Raw genomic sequence first — 15,766 nt, 5'->3', positions numbered from 1 at the left:
GGGCGCCCGCGAGCGCGGGCCCCTGTCGAGCCCTCCATTATAGAGAATCGCCCCCCCCATCCGCTACAATGCCTGGCATCGATGGGCGGCCGGAGCCGCCGCTCCGGCCCATGGAGAGACACCACATGCCGGTTACCCTTCACAGGGTCGATCACGCCACCTGGGCAGCGGATGCCCAGGTGGCCCTCGACCTCTCGCGTATCTATGCCGATGCCCCGGCGCAGCGCCTGCCGCTGCCCGCCGACGACTATATCCGTCAGCACCTGGAGTCCCGGGGCACCTTCTGCTGTGCTCGCTTCAATGATCGCCTGCTGGGCGCCGTGGCGGTCACCGAAGACCCCGAGGCCTGGTGGCTGGCCAACTTCTGCGTGCGCAAGACCACCCGCCGCCGGGGCGTGGGCTCGCGCCTGCTGGCCCTGGTGGGGGAGGCCGCCAGCCGTGATGGGCGCGTGCTGCGGATCGTCAGCGAGCCATTGACCATGGACGATCAACTGCTGCTGTCGCGCCTGGGCTATCGCCCCTCGGCGGACGGTCGCTACTTCCAGTTCGAACCCCCGGCCAAGGAGTCGCCCGAATGAGAGCCTTGCTGCGAGCCCTGCTGGCGGTGGTGGGTGTCCTGGGCCTGGTGATGGTGGCGGCGGTGATCTATGTCACCACCTTCTTCGATCCCAACGACCTCAAGCCGCGGTTGATTCAGGTGGTGCGCGACCAGAGCGGCCTGGAGCTGGCCCTGGAGGGCCCCCTGAGCTGGTCCTTCTATCCCCGCCTGGGGGTCAGTGTCTCCGAGGCGGAGGCCTGGCTGCCGCAGCAGACGCCGGAGGACGCGCCCTTCGTGGCCTTCGACCAGGCCGAGGTGAGCCTCGCCTTCGCCCCGTTGCTGCGCGGCATGATCGCCATCGAGGGACTGACCCTGGATGGCATGCGCCTCAACCTGGAACGTGACGCCGAGGGGCATGGCAACTGGGAGACCCTGCTCGAGCGTCTCGATGGCGAGGAGGCCGCCGAGCAGGCCCTGGCTCCGGCCGCCGCCGGTGTCGCGCCGGAGGAGGCCGGCATGGCGGTGGCCCTGAATATCGCCAGCGTCCAGCTGCGTGGGGGGCAGATCAGTTATGTGGATCGTCGGCAGGACCTGCGGCTGCAGGCCGAGTCGCTGCAGATTACCGGCACCCAGGTCAACCCCAGCCGCGCCTTCCCGCTGCGTGGTGATTTCACCCTGCGCACCTACGCCGAGGGCCAGGAGGCGCCACGCTATACCAGCGAGGTGGGCTTCGATGGTCGGGTGCGTCTGGGGTTTGGCGACGGCCGCTATCGCCTGGAGGATACCAGCCTGACCACCCGCACCGAGCTAGCCATACTCGACGGGCATCGCCAGCGTGTCGACCTGAGGCTGGCAGAGCTGGTGGCCGAGCCGGCCCTGGGTCGCTATCGCGCCGAGGGGGGACGCCTGGAGCTGGGGCTCTCCCATCCCAGGCTGGGCGAGACGGAGCTGCCGCTCTCCCTCGCTTTCGTCGCCGATGCCGACCTGCGTGGCCAGGAAGTGATGCTGCGCGAGCTGGAGCTGGAAGGCCCCGATGGCCTGCGGCTGAGCGGCAACCTCACCGCCAGCCAGCTGTTCGAGGCGCCCCAGTACACCGGCCAGGTGAGCCTGGCGCCGATTTCCCTGCGCCCCTGGTTGAGTCGCTTCGATGCCCTGCCGGCGACCCGCGATGCGGACGTCCTCACCGATGTGGCCCTGACTAGCCCGTTGCGTGGTGACCCCGGCCAACTGGAGCTCACCAACCTGACGCTGATCCTGGATGGTTCCACCTTCACCGGTCGCCTGGGGGGGCGGCTCGATGCTTCGTCGCTGAGTTTCGACCTGCAGGGCGACCGCCTCGATCTCGATCGCTATCTGCCTCCGGAAAGGCCACCCGAGGAGGCCCAGGCCTCGCTGCCCGGGATCGCCGCGGCCCAGGCCGAAGACGAGGCGGCCGGTGCCCTGGCGCTGGAGTGGTTGCAGGGGCTCGACCTCGACGGGCGGCTGGCCCTAGGCCAGTTTCGGGTCTTCGCCCTGGAGCTCGACGAGGTGCGTCTGGGCGTGGTCGGCGAGGGGCGGCGGCACCGCCTGGAGTCGCTGGAGGCACGCCTCTACGATGGCACCCTGACGGCCAGTGGCGAACTCGATCAGCGCGAGTCGCCGGTCCGCTGGACGCTGACCCCACGGCTGGAGCGGGTGCGGGTGGCCCCGGTCTACGAGGCCCTGCTGGAAGAGGTCTCGCCGCTGCGCGGCCGCCTCAACCTCGAGGGCGAGTTGATCACCCGAGGAGAGCGCCCCGCGCGCTGGTCCAACCACCTCAACGGTCGCCTGGCCCTGGATATCGAGGATGGCGCCATGCTCGACGTCAATGTCTCCCGCCAGATGTGCGAACTGGTGGCGGCCCTGGAGGGGGAGCAGAGTCAACGCCAGTGGAGCGATGAGACCCGCTTCGAGCGCGCCCAGGCCGGTCTGGTGATCCGTGACGGCGTGGTTTACAACGACGACCTGGATATCGCCGTGCCGGGCATCGCCCTGGGTGGCGATGGCGAGCTCAACCTGGTGACCCGGCGCTTCGACTATGCCGCCCGGGCACGCTTCGTGGATGCCGCCGACGCCGCCTGTGCGGTCAATCCGCGCCTCGAACGGGTGCCCCTGCCGGTGCGCTGTACCGCCAGCCTGGACGATGCCCCGGCCGGCTGGTGTCGTTTCGATCGCCAGGCCTTCCAGGACGCGGTGGCCGGCCTGCTGCGCGACGAGGCCGCCGATCGCGTCAGCCGCGAGGTGGAGCGTCGCCTGGACGAGGCCACCCAGGGGCTCGAGGAGCGCCTCGGCGAGGGTGCCGGCGAGGAACTTCGCGATACCCTGCGGGGTCTATTCAACTGAGCATCAGAAAGCCAGTCCCTGCGCCGACCCCGTGTCGGCGCTTTTTTATGCGTGATAACCGATGACCGACGACCAGACCGTGCCTCCCATACTCTCTTCCGCCGAGTTCCAGCGCCGCCTGCTGAAGTGGTTCGATGCCCATGGCCGCAAACAGCTGCCCTGGCAGCAGGACAAGCGCCCCTACCGGGTCTGGGTCTCGGAGATCATGCTGCAGCAGACCCAGGTGACCACGGTGATTCCGTATTACGAGCGCTTTATGGCGCGCTTCCCGACGGTGCAGGCCCTGGCCGAGGCGCCCCAGGACGAGGTGCTGCACCTGTGGACCGGCCTCGGCTATTACGCCCGGGCCCGTAACCTGCACAAGGCCGCCCGGGAGGTGGTCGGCGAACACGACGGCGATTTCCCGGTACACAGCCTGGACGCCATGGTCGCGCTGCCGGGCATCGGCCGCTCCACCGCCGGGGCCATCATTGCCATCAGCACCGGCCGCCGGGCGGTGATCCTCGACGGCAACGTCAAGCGCTCCCTGACCCGGCTTCATGCCCTGCCCGGCTGGCCGGGGCGCAGTGCCGTGGAGCGCCGCCTGTGGGCCCTGGCGGAGCATTACACCCCCGAGACGCGGCTGCCCGATTACACCCAGGCGATGATGGACCTGGGCGCCACCCTGTGTCGGCGTGGCCAGCCCGAGTGCGGGCGCTGCCCCTTCGAGGATGTCTGCCTGGCCCATGCCCGGGGCGAGGAGAAGCGCTTCCCCGAGGCCAAGCCGAAAAAGGCGACGCCGGTGCGCGCCACCCAGATGCTGCTGCTGCGCGACGCCGAGGGGCGGGTACTGCTCCAGCAGCGTCCCCCCACGGGGTTGTGGGGCGGGCTCTGGTGCTTTCCCCAGTTCGAGGAGGCGGCGGCCCTCCAGGCCTGGCTCGATGCCCACGCCCCGGGCGCCGAACTGGAGACGCCCTGGTCCACCTTTACCCATGTCTTCAGCCACTTCCGCCTCGAGATCACCCCGCGGCCGGCGCGTACTCGGCGCCAGGCGGCGGTGACAGAGTCGGGCAGCCTCTGGTACAACCCTCGACAACCGGCCAGCGTGGGGCTGGCGGCGCCGGTCAAGGCGCTGCTGGACACCCTCGGCGATGACTTGCTGGCCTGACACCAAGCAGGAGAGATCCCATGACCCAGACCGTGATGTGCCGCAAGTACCAGCAGGAGCTGGAAGCCTTGCCCTTTCCGCCGCTGCCCGGCAAGAAGGGCCAGGAGATCCAGGCCACCGTCTCCAAGCGGGCCTGGGAGGAGTGGCAGGCCCTGCAGACCCGGCTGATCAACGAGAAACACCTCAATATGCTCGACCCGGAGGCGCGGGCCTACCTGATGGAGCAGCTCGAGCGCTTCCTGGACAACCGCGATACCGACCAGGCGGAGGGCTATGTGCCCCCCTCGAACTAGGCCGCCAAGGTTTTGAAAGAAAAAGGCTTGACCGGGAGAAAGCTTTCTAGTTAAATACGTCTCCGTTGGCAGGGGCCAGATAGCTCAGTCGGTAGAGCAGGGGATTGAAAATCCCCGTGTCGGGGGTTCGATTCCCTCTCTGGCCACCACACTGCTGGGGTATCGCCAAGTGGTAAGGCACCGGTTTTTGGTATCGGCATGCGCAGGTTCGAATCCTGCTACCCCAGCCATCGCCAACCCAGTTTCTCGTAGCACCGTGTGTAAGGTGCAGGGTTGCAAGGCAGTGCCCACGCCGGCATAGCTCAGTTGGTAGAGCAACTGACTTGTAATCAGTAGGTCCCGGGTTCGACTCCTGGTGCCGGCACCAACGACATTGCAATCCCATCAAGACCTTATGCACATCAGGAGAGTCGCCCACGAGGCGGCTTTTTTGTGCTTGTCGACAAAACGTCGACGCCTTGCCCACAGGGCACGCGCCGCCCGCCCGGGCGAACTTGAAAGCCGCTTCCGGCGCCCTTACCTCGATAACGCGGCGCCGCGGATCGCCGGCGCACTCTCGGCACTTCACCGTACTGCCGGACTGAACCTGAGACCCCGATCACAAGCCTCTGGAGGTGATTTGGATGTCAGTACAGACCGCATCCCGTACCGCTAACGCCCCACTGAACCAGCACCAGGACCCCTACCCCACCCGCCTGGCGCGGCCCCTCGACATGCCCTGGCTAAAGCGCCAGGAGGCGGTGGTCAAGGGGCGTGACCTGGACGGCCCCCTGGACGCGACCCAGCTCGACGAGTTCGAGGACAAGGGCTTTCTCTTCGAGCCCGACTTCCTCGATGCCGAGGAGATCGAGGCACTGCGCGAAGAGCTGGCCGCCCTGCTGGATCGGGACGACTTCCGCGGCGAGGAGTTCGCCGTCACCGAGCCGCACAGCCAGGAGATCCGCTCGCTGTTCGCGGTGCATTGCCTCTCCGAGCGCCTGCGGCGCCTGGCCGAGGATCCGCGCCTCACTCGACGGGTGGCACAGATCCTCGGCGGCGAGTCCTATGTGCATCAGTCGCGGATCAACTACAAGCCGGGCTTCGAGGGCCAGGGCTTCGCCTGGCACTCCGACTTCGAGACCTGGCATGCCGAGGATGGCATGCCGGCGATGCATGCGGTCAGCGCCTCCATCGTCCTGACCGAGAACCATGCCTTCAACGGCCCGCTGATGCTGATCCCCGGCTCCCATCGGGTCTTCGTGCCTTGCCTGGGGGAGACCCCGGAGGCCCACCACAAGCAGTCCCTCAAGCGGCAGCGCTTCGGCGTGCCGGGGCGCGAGGCCCTGAGCGAGTTGATTCGGCGTGGCGGCATCGAGGCGCCCACCGGGGCCGCCGGTGGCCTGCTGCTATTCGACTGCAATGTGCTGCATGGCTCCAATGCCAATATGTCGCCGGACCCGCGCAGCAACGTCTTCTTCGTCTTCAATCGTCGCGACAACGCCTGCGTGGCCCCCTATGCGGCCAAGGCGGCACGCCCCGACTTCCTGGCCCATCGCCCGGGATCCGGCTGGTCGCCCTGAGGGGCGTCGGCCGGCCTCCCGGTGGCGCCGGAATCGGGTAGACTGTGGTCAATCCCGCGGCGCCTCGGCGCCGCCGCTGCCTGCTCAGGAGACCCCATGCGCTTCGTACCCCGCTTCACCGATGGCCAGGACTTTACCCAGGCGCTCGGCAAGATCGTCTGCGTCGGCCGCAACTACGTCGACCATGCCAAGGAACTGGACAACCCGGTGCCCAGCGAGCCGCTGCTGTTCATGAAGCCGGCCACCAGCGCCGTGGCCCTGGACGAGCCCATCGATGCCCCCTTCTCGCGGGGCGAGGTGCACTTCGAGACCGAGCTGGCGCTGCTGATCGGCGAGACCCTGAGCGAGGCCACCGCCGCCGAGGCGGAGCGCGGCGTGGTGGGGATCGGCCTGGCCCTGGATCTCACCCTGCGCGACGTCCAGTCGCGGCTCAAGGAGAAGGGCCACCCCTGGGAGGTCGCCAAGGCCTTCGACGGGGCCTGCCCGCTGTCGAACTTCCTGCGCCTGGAGCGGGTGCCCAACTGGAGCGCCCTGACCTTCAGCCTGGATATCGACGGCGAGCGTCGCCAGTATGGCGAGGGCGCCGACATGATCTTCCCGGTGGCCACCCTGCTGGCCGAGATCTCCCGCCACTTCACCCTGGAGCCGGGGGACGTGGTGATCACCGGTACCCCCGCCGGGGTCGGCGAGCTGCCCCGTGGCAGCGAGCTGCACTTTACCCTGACCGGCGGCCTGGAAGTGGTGACCCGGGTCGTCGACTAGGTTTGGTCTTATAGCAAAAGAGGCCCCGCAGCGCTGCTGCGGGGCCTCCGTCGTTCGGGCTGGGTGAAGGGCCTACTCTAGGTAGGTGTAGCCCTCCAGCCCCGCCGAGAGGTCCTCCAGGAAGGCCTCCCGTTCGACGGCCTCCAGGCCGCTGGCCGCCAGCTGGCCGGCCAGGTGACGACGCAGCACCTCGGTATCGAAGTTCACGTGGCGCAGCACCTGGGCCACGGTATCGCCGTGGATCGCCTCGGAGAGCACCCAGTTGCCATCGGCGTCCAGGGCGGCGTCCACCGAGTCGGTGTCGCCGAAGAGGTTGTGCAGGTCGCCGAGGATCTCCTGGTAGGCCCCCACCAGGAAGAAGCCCAGCAGCTTCTCCTCGTCGTCGGCCCACTCCGGCAGCGGCAGGGTGGTCTCCACCCCCTCGCCGTCGACGTAGTTGTCGATGCGGCCGTCGCTGTCGCAGGTGATGTCCTGAACCACGGCGCGGCGGGTCGGCTCGCGATCCAGGCCGCTCAGCGGCAGCACCGGGAAGATCTGGCGGATGCCCCAGACGTCGGGCACCGACTGGAACAGCGAGAAGTTGACGAACAGCTTGTCGGCGAGTTTCTCTGCCAGCTCGTCGAGGATCTCCCGGTGGGCGCGGTTACGGGTGTTGAGGCGCTCGCGCAGGCGCTCGCAGGCGGCGAAGTAGACCGCCTCCCCCTCGGCCCGGGCCTCGATGCCGGCCAGGCCCATCACGAAGCGGTCCTGCAGCTCGCCGATGGCCTGCACCAGGTCATGGTAGGCCTCGACCAGGCCGCGGGGCTCGCGCATCGCCTCCAGGCGATCATGCACCCGGCGCAGCTCGTCCACCTGGGGGTCGCCCTCGACCCTCGCCTCCGGCGCCCGGGTGGGGGTGCGCTCCTCGCCGATCACGTCGGCGATCAGCACCGCGTGGTGGGCGGTCAGGGCGCGCCCCGACTCGCTGATCAGGTGGGGGTGGGGCAGCCCCTGGTCCTCGCAGGCCTGGCGGAAGGCCCAGACCACGTTGCTGGCGTACTCGCGCATCGAGTAGTTGATGGAGAACTCGCTGCGCGAGCGGGTGCCCTCGTAGTCGATGCCCAGGCCGCCGCCCACGTCCACGGTATCCACCGGGGCGCCCAGCTCCCGCAGGCTCTGGTAGAAGCGCGCACATTCGCGCAGGCCGCGCTGGATATCGCGAATATTGGCGATCTGCGAGCCCAGGTGGAAGTGCACCAGCTGCAGGCTGGCCAGGGCGTCGCTCCGCTCCAGGCGCTCCACCACGCCCAGCACCTGGCTGGCGGTGAGGCCGAACTTGGACTTCTCGCCACCGGTGTCCTGCCACTTGCCGCGCCCCACCGAGGCGAGGCGCGCGCGCAGGCCAATGCGCGGCTTGACGTTCAGGCGCTCGGCCTCCTCGAGGATGATATCCAGCTCGGAGAACTTCTCCACCACCAGATAGACCCGATGGCCGAGCTTCTCGCCCATCAGCGCCAGACGCACGTACTCGCGATCCTTGTAGCCGTTGCAGACGATCAGCGAGGAGCCGTCGCCGGACAGCGCCAGCACCGCCAGCAGCTCCGGCTTGCTGCCCGCCTCCAGGCCGACCCGGCCGTGGCCGCGTTCCTGGGTGGCGAGGATCTCCTCCACCACCCGGCGCTGCTGGTTGACCTTGATCGGGTAGACGGCGGTATAGCCGCCGTCGTACTGCTCTTCGCGCATGGCCAGGTCGAAGGCGGCGCAGAGCTGCTCGACCCGGTCATGCAGGATATCGGTGAAGCGCACCAGCACCGGCAGGCGCAGGCCCGCCTCGCGCAGCTGGCTCACCAGGCCGCGCAGCGGCAGGGCCGGGCCCTCGATCTCGCTGCCCAGGGGGCGGACCAGGGCCTGGCCGCTATCGTCCACATCGAAATAGCCGCTGCCCCACTGGTCGATATTGTAGGTGCGGCGCGCCTTGGCGGCGGGTGAGGTCATGGCTGGCTCCGTTCGGGCAAGGGTAGGGCGCCGTGCTGGAGACGCTCCAGCAGGATGCTACGGAACTGTTGCGGATCATGGGGCGTCAGGTCGTGGGCCGGCGGGTCCACATAGACCACCAGTAGCCGCGACAGCCAGTAGCGCAGGGCGGTGAGGCGCAGCATCATCGGCCACACCTTGCGTTCCTCGTCGCTGAGCGGGCGTCGGGCCTGGTAGGCGCCGAGCAGCGCCTCGTAGCGGTCCGCGTCCAGGCGACCCTGGGCGTCGCAGGCCCAGTCGTTGATGACGATGGCCAGGTCGAAGAGCAGGTCGCCGGTGCAGCCGTTGTAGAAGTCGATCAGCCCGCCCAGGCGATCCCCCTCGAAGAGGGTGTTGTCGCGGAAGAGGTCGCCGTGGAGGGCGCCCTGGGGCAGGCGCGAGGCATCACCGAAGACGCCCTGGTAGGTCTCCACCTCGTCCTTCATCAGCGCCTGGTCTTCCGGCGACAGATAGACCAGCACCCGGTGGTGCATGGCCACCAGCCAGTTCAGGTCGCGGGGATTGGGACGGTGCCCCGGGAAGTGGCGGGAGACCGCATGCAGGCGCCCCAGGGCATCGCCCAGGGCCCGGCACTGGGCCAGGTTCGGGTCCTTGGGATGCTTGCCCGGCAGGCGCGGGAAGAGCAGCGCCGGCTTGCCGGCCAGGCTCTGCAGGGCCGTGCCGTCACGGTCGTGCAGGGGGCCCGGGACCGGCAGGCGGTGCTCGTCCAGGTAGTCGAGCAGCTCGACGAAGAAGGGCAACTCCTCGTGCTCGCCCTGCTCGAAGAGGGTCAGCACCAGCTCACGGCGATCCGTGGTGACGAAGTAGGTGGTGTTCTCGGTGCCGCCGGCCACGCCCTCGAGTCGGGTCAGGGTGCCGGCATCGAAGCGTTCCAGAAAGTCTGCGACCTGAGTCTCGCTCAGCGGGGTGAATACGGCCATGAGTCTCTCGCCCGGATTATCAGGCCGCCTATTGTACTCGCTTGCCCGGGTGATGCATCCCCGCTTGAGCGGCCCTTAACGCTCCTGTACCCAGGCGGGGATCTCCACGCCGTTGCCGGCCTGACGCTGGAAATTGCCGTCGCCGTTGCGGTCCACCAGGAAGTAGCGCTCGCCCTGGGCGGGGCGCACCTCGATGGCGTAGAGCTGGCCGTTGAGGCGGTATTCGCGAACCGTGCGCTGGGCCTCCTGGCGCTCGGTAACCTGCGGCGTCTGGGCCGTGACGCTGCCCGAGGCGAGAAAGGCGGCGAGCCCCAGGGCGAGGAGCGGGCGGAGCGATGGCATAACGACCTCCGAGGTTAAGAAACGCCATTCGTAGTATAGGACCCCGGTCCCGCCGGGGGAATTCCCCATGCGACGGCGTCACGGCCTGACGCGGCCGCCGCCGCTGCGTATCATGGGCCCACGATATTGCCGCCGCAACTGGATACTCCGATCATGGCCAAGCCCCCCATCGTTCTCGTCGACGGTTCCTCCTACCTCTACCGTGCCTTCCATGCCCTGCCGCCCCTGACCACCTCCAAGGGGCAGCCCAGCGGCGCGGTCAAGGGCGTGCTCAATATGCTCAAGAGCCTGATCAAGGAGTACCCGGACAGCCCCATGGCGGTGGTCTTCGATGCCAAGGGCAAGACCTTCCGCGACGACCTCTACGCCGAGTACAAGGCCCAGCGCCCGCCCATGCCCGATGACCTGCGCGCCCAGGTGGCGCCGCTTCACGACTGCATCCGCGCCCTGGGACTGCCGCTGCTGTGCATCGAGGGGGTCGAAGCGGACGACGTCATCGGCACCCTGGCTCGCCATGCCACCGAGGCCGGCCGCGACGCGGTGATCTCCACCGGCGACAAGGACATGGCCCAACTGGTCAATCGGCATATCACCCTGGTCAATACCATGAAGGGCGAGACCCTCGACGAGGCCGGGGTTGAGGAGAAGTTCGGCCTGCCGCCGTCGCTGATCATCGACTTCCTGGCCCTGATGGGCGACAAGGTGGATAACATCCCCGGCGTGCCCGGGGTCGGCGAGAAGACTGCCCTCGGCCTCTTGCAGGGCATGGGCGGCGGCCTGGAGGCGATCTACGCCGATCTCGATCGGGTCACCGGCCTGGGCTTTCGCGGCGCCAAGACCCTGCCCAAGAAGCTCGAGGCGAATCGCGACCAGGCCTTCCTCTCCTACCAACTGGCCACCATCAAGACCGACTGCGAGCTGCCGGTAGGGCTCGACGACCTGGATATCGCCCACCCGGATCGGGAGCGCCTGGTGGAACTCTACCGGGAGCTGGAGTTCAAGACCTGGCTGGCGGAGCTGCTCGAGGGCAAGGACGAGGGCGTCGATGACGTGGCCACGGGCACCTCGGCCGCGGCGGAGGGCGAGGCGTCCTCGACGAGCGCCCAGCGCCGGGACAGCGTGGTCCTCGAGCAGGCCGATTTCGACGCCTGGCTGGCGCGCCTCGAGGCCGCCGAGGCCTTCTGTTTCGACCTGGAGACCACCAGCCTCGACTATATGCAGGCGGAGATCGTCGGCGTGGGGCTGGCGCTGGAAGCCGGCGAGGCGGCCTATATCCCCCTGGCTCACGACTACCTGGACGCCCCGGTCCAGCTCGACCGCCAGGCGGTGCTCGAGGCCCTCAAGCCGCTCTGGGAAGACCCCGCCAAGGGCAAGATCGGCCAGAACCTCAAATACGATATCTCGGTGCTGGCCAACTACGAGATCCGCGTGGTGGGGCCGCTGACCGACACCATGCTGGAGTCCTATGTACTGGACTCCACCGCCACCCGCCACGATATGGACTCCCTGGCGCTGAAGTACCTGGGCGAGAAGACCACCTCCTTCGAGGAGATCGCCGGCAAGGGCGCCAAGCAGCTGACCTTCAACCAGATCGCCCTGGAGCAGGCGGCGCCTTATGCCTGCGAGGACGTGGACATTACCCTGCGCCTGCACCAGACCCTGCGCCCGCGCCTGGAAGGGGAGGGGCGCCTGGCCGAGGTGCTCGATACGCTGGAGCGGCCCTTGATCCCGGTGCTGTCATGCATGGAGCGCCATGGCGTGGCCCTGGATGCCCAGCGCCTGCACGAGCAGAGCCAGGAACTGGCGACGCGCATCCAGGCCCTGGAGGCCGAGGCCTATGAACTCGCCGGCCGCGAGTTCAACCTGAGTTCGCCCAAGCAACTGGGCCAGATCCTCTTCGAGGAGCAGAAGATCCCGGTGCTCAAGAAGACCCCCAAGGGGGCGCCCTCCACCGCCGAGGCGGTGCTCGAGGAGCTGGCGCTGGACTACCCGCTGCCCAAGGTGATCATGGAGCACCGCGGCCTGGCCAAGCTGCGCTCCACCTACACCGACAAGCTGCCGCGGCTGGTCAACAAGGCTACCGGGCGGCTGCATACCAGCTATCACCAGGCGGTCACCGCCACCGGGCGGCTCTCTTCCAGTGACCCCAACCTGCAGAACATCCCTATCCGCACCGAGGAGGGGCGCAAGATCCGCCAGGCCTTCGTGGCGCGTCCCGGCTACCGCATCGTCGCCGCCGACTACTCGCAGATCGAGCTGCGCATCATGGCGCACCTCTCCGAGGACCCGGGGCTGTTGAGTGCCTTCGCCGAGGGGCGCGATATCCATGCCGCCACCGCCGCCGAGGTCTTCGGGGTACCGTTGGACAAGGTCTCCCCGGACCAGCGGCGCAGCGCCAAGGCGATCAACTTCGGTCTAATCTACGGCATGAGCGCCTGGGGGCTGTCGCGGCAGCTGCACCTGGAGCGCAATCAGGCGCAGACCTATATCGACCGCTACTTCGACCGCTACCCCGGGGTGGCCCGCTATATGGAGCGCATCCGCGCCCAGGCCGCCGAGGACGGCTATGTGGAGACCGTCTTCGGCCGGCGCCTCTACCTGCCGGAGATCCATGCCCAGAACCGCGCCCGCCGCCAGGGCGCCGAGCGCACCGCCATCAATGCCCCCATGCAGGGCACCGCCGCGGATATCATCAAGCGCGCCATGATCGAGGTCGACGCCTGGCTGCGGCAGGCCGAGGACGTCGACGCCTGGATGGTGATGCAGGTCCACGACGAACTGGTCTTCGAGGTGGCCGAGGCCCAGGTGGACGACTTTATCGAGGCGGTGAAGGCGCGCATGACCGATGCCGCCGAGCTGCGCGTGCCGCTGATCGTCGAGGCCGAGAGCGGCGCCAACTGGGACGAGGCCCACTAGGATGAGCCCGTCCGGGGGGCGTCCGACGCCAGGGAGCCCCGCCCTGGCGATCGTGATCCCGGTGCTCGACGAGGCCGACAACCTGCCGGGGCTGCTGGCCGCCCTGGCCGAGTACCGCGATGCCGGCGACGAGATCCTGGTGGTGGATGGCGGCAGCCGGGACGCGAGTCCGGCCCTGGCCCGGGCCGGTGGGGCGACCCTGATCGCGTCGCCCCGGGGCCGTGCCGCCCAGATGAACGCCGGCGCCGCGGTGGCCACGGCGCCCAGGTTGCTCTTCCTGCATGCCGATACCCGCCTCCCCGAGGGTGGCCGCGCCGCCCTGCTGGGGGCCCTGGATAAGCGGGAGTGGGGGCGCTTCGAGGTGCGGATCGAGGGGCGGCATCCGTTGCTGCGCTGGGTGGCCTGGCTGATGAACCGGCGCTCGCGGCTGACCGGCATCGCCACCGGCGACCAGGCGATCTTCGTCACCCGGGCGGCTTTCGAGGCCGTGGGGGGCTACCCGGATCAGCCGCTGATGGAGGATATCGAGCTCTCCCGGCGCCTCAAGCGTCGCGGCGCGCCGCGCTGCCTGCGCCTGACCGTGACCACCTCCGGGCGGCGCTGGGAGCGCCGCGGCGTCTGGCGCACCATCCTGCTGATGTGGCGGCTGCGCCTGGCCTACTGGCTGGGCGCCAGCCCCGAGGCCCTGGCGCGATGTTATCGTTGAGCGAGTCGTTGCGTTAGCCGAGGGTCAGCGCGGAATCAGCAGCACGATGCCGGAGATCAGCGCGAAGGTCAGCACCCCCAGGCGCATGCGTCGGGCATCCAGGCGGTGATGGACCAGGCGGCTGGCGATACTGCCCACGGCCAGGGCCGGCAGCAGGGCCAGGGCCCATAGCCACTGGTGGGGCTGGAACTGGCCGGCCAGGGCGAGGATGGCCAGGGAGATCAGCTCGCCGACCAGGAAGCACAGGGCGATGGTGGCGCGCAGCACCGGCCCCGGGCGGTGCTGGTAGAGCAGCGCCAGCGGCGGGCCGCCGACCCCGGTGGCGGTCTCGGTGACCCCGGTGATCAGGCCCACCGCGGCGCAGGCGCTGCGATTGGGCTGGAACACCGGGGCGAAGAGTCCCGCCAGCACGGCGAGGATGGTGGAGGCGCCGATCACCTGGTTGAGGCCGTCGGCGGACATCACCACCAGGATGCCCAGGCCGGCCAGGGTCCCCGGCAGGCGCCCCAGGCTGACCCAGCCGACCCCCTTCCAATCGATGGCGTCGCGTTCCCGCAGCCCCACATAGCCATTGAGGGGCAGCATCAGGATCAGCAGGGCGACCGGCAACAGGTCTGGCCGCAGCAGCCCCATCACCGGCGCCACCACCAGGGCGAAGCCGATGCCCACGGCGCCCTGGATAAAGGCTGCCACGGCGGTGGCCAGGGCCAGGATCAGGAAGATCGTGACATCACCCATGATGCTGGCGCCTCGCGCTATCCAGGGCCTCGGCGATCATCGCCTTGCCGCGGCTGCGGGCGCGGTGCTCGCTGGCCTCGGGGTGGACCCGATAGATCGGCGCCTCGCGCACCGCGGCGGCGGCCTCGCGTACCCGGCGCAGCAGGGCGCGACCGTCCCACTCCAGGGGCCAGCCCTGCCACAGGCGCAGGCGACCGTTGGTGAAGACGGCGTTGATCTGGTCGCGGCTGGCGTAGCGCACCAGCTCCCAGGGGCGATCCCAGGAGGGCGTCATCTCCGGTACCTCCAGGTCCACCAGCAGGAAATCGGCGGCCAGCCCCGGGGCGATCTCGCCGACCAGGCCCTTGAGGCCCGCGGCGTCGGCGCCGCCGCGGGTGGCCTGCTCCAGCCAGCGCCAGCCGCCGCCGCAGGAGGAGTCGCCGCTGGCCAGCCCGAAGGCCAGGCGCTGGCTGGTCTCGGCGGCATCCAGCAGGCGGAAGCCATCGCTGCGGGTGCCGTCGGTGCCCAGGCCGACGCGAATGCCCAGCGCCGCCATCTGCAGGGCCGGGGCCACCGCATTGCCCTTCCAACTGCTGGCCACCGGATTGAAGGCCACCGCGGTGTCGGTGTCGCGCAGCAGGTTGAGCTCGTCCGGAGTGACCAGGGTGGCATGGGCCACCAGGGCCTGGGGGCCCAGGGCGCCGACCGCATGCAGGTGCTCCAGGGGGCGCTGGCGCCGCGCCACCAGGGAGCGCTCCACCGCCTGCAGGTGCTCGTTGACATGGGTCTGGAAGATCACTCCCGCCTCCGCGCTCAGCGCGGAGGCGGCGTGCAGCATGGCGTCGCTGGCCACCTCGGGAATCGAGACCGCCAGCGACGGGCTCACCAGGGGGTGGGACTGCCACCGGGCCAGGTGGCCCTCGGCGCGTTGCAGGATCGCCGCCCTGGCCTCGGGGTCGGAGTCGCCGGCGCCGCCGCCCAGGTCATTGCAGATCATCCCCAGCACGCAGCGCAGGCCGGTCTCCTCGGCGGCTCGGGCGATGGCCGTCATGTCGGCGGCGGAGCGGGTGCCGGCATCCACGGCGGTGGTGAAGCCGCCGCGCAGCGCCTCCAGGGCCGCCAGCTTGGCCGACAGGTGCAGCAGCTCCTCGTCGAGGCTGGCCTCCAGGGGAATCCAGATGCGCTTGAAGATCTCCGAGGGTTCGCCGAACACCAGCGACTTGCCCAGGGACTGGGTCAGGTGATGGTGGGTGTCGATCAGCCCCGGCATCAGCAGCTGTCCCGGCAGTTCGATGGGCGTCAGCTCCGGGTGGCGGCTGCACAGGGTCGCGGCATCGCCCACCTCCTGGAAGCGTCCCCCGGCGACCAGGACCGCCTGGTTCGTCTGGCAGCCCTCGGGGAGCAGCACCTCCTCGGGCAGCAGCAGCAGGGTCTCGTCGTTGAGGCGGTCGGGCGTCAGCCGAGGCGCGGCGCGAGTCGAATCGGTCATGCC

Annotated in this window: 13 protein-coding genes and 3 tRNA genes; 11 read left to right on the top strand and 5 right to left on the bottom strand. The window is 69.2% G+C overall.

Going from position 1 to position 15,766, the window contains the following annotated elements; all coding sequences use genetic code 11:
- The first annotated feature begins 125 nt into the window (after positions 1 to 125).
- From HPA02_RS09840 to HPA02_RS09800, 9 genes are all read left to right on the top strand, one after another.
- Positions 126 to 578, top strand: coding sequence for an acetyl-CoA sensor PanZ family protein (locus tag HPA02_RS09840; protein WP_146803008.1), 453 nt, complete (start codon positions 126 to 128; stop codon positions 576 to 578).
- Positions 575 to 2,899, top strand: a complete 2,325-nt coding sequence (locus HPA02_RS09835; protein WP_146803007.1) for an AsmA family protein — start codon at positions 575 to 577, stop codon at positions 2,897 to 2,899. The genes HPA02_RS09840 and HPA02_RS09835 overlap by 4 nt, the downstream gene beginning before the upstream one ends.
- A 61-nt stretch (positions 2,900 to 2,960) precedes the next feature.
- Complete coding sequence (gene mutY, locus HPA02_RS09830; RefSeq protein WP_146803006.1) at positions 2,961 to 4,046, top strand: A/G-specific adenine glycosylase; 1,086 nt, start codon at positions 2,961 to 2,963, stop codon at positions 4,044 to 4,046.
- 20 nt (positions 4,047 to 4,066) lie between these two features.
- Entirely contained in the window at positions 4,067 to 4,339 is a 273-nt protein-coding gene (locus tag HPA02_RS09825; protein WP_146803005.1) for an oxidative damage protection protein, read from the top strand.
- A 73-nt stretch (positions 4,340 to 4,412) separates the two neighbouring features.
- Positions 4,413 to 4,488 (top strand) — tRNA-Phe (locus HPA02_RS09820).
- A 6-nt stretch (positions 4,489 to 4,494) separates the two neighbouring features.
- Positions 4,495 to 4,569 (top strand) — tRNA-Gln (locus HPA02_RS09815).
- A 61-nt stretch (positions 4,570 to 4,630) separates the two neighbouring features.
- Positions 4,631 to 4,706, top strand: a tRNA-Thr gene (locus HPA02_RS09810).
- Between the two features lie 256 nt (positions 4,707 to 4,962).
- On the top strand, positions 4,963 to 5,898 hold the full coding sequence (thpD, locus tag HPA02_RS09805; RefSeq protein WP_146803004.1) for an ectoine hydroxylase: 936 nt from the start codon (positions 4,963 to 4,965) through the stop codon (positions 5,896 to 5,898).
- A 96-nt stretch (positions 5,899 to 5,994) separates the two neighbouring features.
- On the top strand, positions 5,995 to 6,660 hold the full coding sequence (locus HPA02_RS09800) for a fumarylacetoacetate hydrolase family protein (RefSeq protein ID WP_146803003.1): 666 nt from the start codon (positions 5,995 to 5,997) through the stop codon (positions 6,658 to 6,660).
- A gap of 72 nt (positions 6,661 to 6,732) precedes the next feature.
- On the opposite strand, the gene speA is transcribed toward HPA02_RS09800, so the two are convergent.
- The 3 genes from speA to HPA02_RS09785 form a co-directional block, all read right to left on the bottom strand.
- Positions 6,733 to 8,634, bottom strand: coding sequence for a biosynthetic arginine decarboxylase (gene speA, locus HPA02_RS09795; protein WP_146803002.1), 1,902 nt, complete (start codon positions 8,632 to 8,634; stop codon positions 6,733 to 6,735).
- Positions 8,631 to 9,593 carry a homoserine kinase gene (locus tag HPA02_RS09790; protein WP_146803001.1) on the bottom strand — a complete coding sequence of 321 codons (963 nt, stop codon included), beginning with the start codon at positions 9,591 to 9,593 and terminating at the stop codon, positions 8,631 to 8,633. The genes speA and HPA02_RS09790 overlap by 4 nt, the downstream gene beginning before the upstream one ends.
- A gap of 75 nt (positions 9,594 to 9,668) precedes the next feature.
- Complete coding sequence (locus HPA02_RS09785; protein ID WP_146803000.1) at positions 9,669 to 9,935, bottom strand: DUF2782 domain-containing protein; 267 nt, start codon at positions 9,933 to 9,935, stop codon at positions 9,669 to 9,671.
- 153 nt (positions 9,936 to 10,088) lie between these two features.
- Between HPA02_RS09785 and polA the strand changes: the two genes are divergently transcribed.
- Positions 10,089 to 12,851, top strand: coding sequence for a DNA polymerase I (gene polA / locus HPA02_RS09780; protein WP_146802999.1), 2,763 nt, complete (start codon positions 10,089 to 10,091; stop codon positions 12,849 to 12,851).
- A 1-nt stretch (position 12,852) separates the two neighbouring features.
- Entirely contained in the window at positions 12,853 to 13,557 is a 705-nt protein-coding gene (locus HPA02_RS09775; RefSeq protein ID WP_146802998.1) for a TIGR04283 family arsenosugar biosynthesis glycosyltransferase, read from the top strand.
- Between the two features lie 24 nt (positions 13,558 to 13,581).
- On the opposite strand, the gene HPA02_RS09770 is transcribed toward HPA02_RS09775, so the two are convergent.
- Together HPA02_RS09770 and HPA02_RS09765 are read right to left on the bottom strand one after the other, a co-directional pair.
- Complete coding sequence (locus HPA02_RS09770) at positions 13,582 to 14,295, bottom strand: sulfite exporter TauE/SafE family protein (protein WP_146802997.1); 714 nt, start codon at positions 14,293 to 14,295, stop codon at positions 13,582 to 13,584.
- Positions 14,288 to 15,763, bottom strand: a complete 1,476-nt coding sequence (locus HPA02_RS09765; RefSeq protein WP_146802996.1) for an amidohydrolase family protein — start codon at positions 15,761 to 15,763, stop codon at positions 14,288 to 14,290. The genes HPA02_RS09770 and HPA02_RS09765 overlap by 8 nt, the downstream gene beginning before the upstream one ends.
- Between the last annotated feature and the right edge of the window lie 3 nt (positions 15,764 to 15,766).

Source organism: Bisbaumannia pacifica, assembly GCF_007989625.1.
Taxonomy (GTDB): Bacteria; Pseudomonadota; Gammaproteobacteria; order Pseudomonadales; family Halomonadaceae; genus Bisbaumannia; species Bisbaumannia pacifica.
The sequence above is the reverse complement of the archived record's forward strand: the minus strand, read 5'-3'. Positions and strand labels throughout refer to the sequence as shown.

Coding starts and splice junctions, on each gene's coding strand:
- HPA02_RS09840 (WP_146803008.1), top strand. CDS start 126: ATGCCGGTTACCCTTCACAGGGTCGATCACGCCACCTGGGCAGCGGAT.
- HPA02_RS09835 (WP_146803007.1), top strand. CDS start 575: ATGAGAGCCTTGCTGCGAGCCCTGCTGGCGGTGGTGGGTGTCCTGGGC.
- mutY (WP_146803006.1), top strand. CDS start 2,961: ATGACCGACGACCAGACCGTGCCTCCCATACTCTCTTCCGCCGAGTTC.
- HPA02_RS09825 (WP_146803005.1), top strand. CDS start 4,067: ATGACCCAGACCGTGATGTGCCGCAAGTACCAGCAGGAGCTGGAAGCC.
- thpD (WP_146803004.1), top strand. CDS start 4,963: ATGTCAGTACAGACCGCATCCCGTACCGCTAACGCCCCACTGAACCAG.
- HPA02_RS09800 (WP_146803003.1), top strand. CDS start 5,995: ATGCGCTTCGTACCCCGCTTCACCGATGGCCAGGACTTTACCCAGGCG.
- speA (WP_146803002.1), bottom strand. CDS start 8,634: ATGACCTCACCCGCCGCCAAGGCGCGCCGCACCTACAATATCGACCAG.
- HPA02_RS09790 (WP_146803001.1), bottom strand. CDS start 9,593: ATGGCCGTATTCACCCCGCTGAGCGAGACTCAGGTCGCAGACTTTCTG.
- HPA02_RS09785 (WP_146803000.1), bottom strand. CDS start 9,935: ATGCCATCGCTCCGCCCGCTCCTCGCCCTGGGGCTCGCCGCCTTTCTC.
- polA (WP_146802999.1), top strand. CDS start 10,089: ATGGCCAAGCCCCCCATCGTTCTCGTCGACGGTTCCTCCTACCTCTAC.
- HPA02_RS09775 (WP_146802998.1), top strand. CDS start 12,853: ATGAGCCCGTCCGGGGGGCGTCCGACGCCAGGGAGCCCCGCCCTGGCG.
- HPA02_RS09770 (WP_146802997.1), bottom strand. CDS start 14,295: ATGGGTGATGTCACGATCTTCCTGATCCTGGCCCTGGCCACCGCCGTG.
- HPA02_RS09765 (WP_146802996.1), bottom strand. CDS start 15,763: ATGACCGATTCGACTCGCGCCGCGCCTCGGCTGACGCCCGACCGCCTC.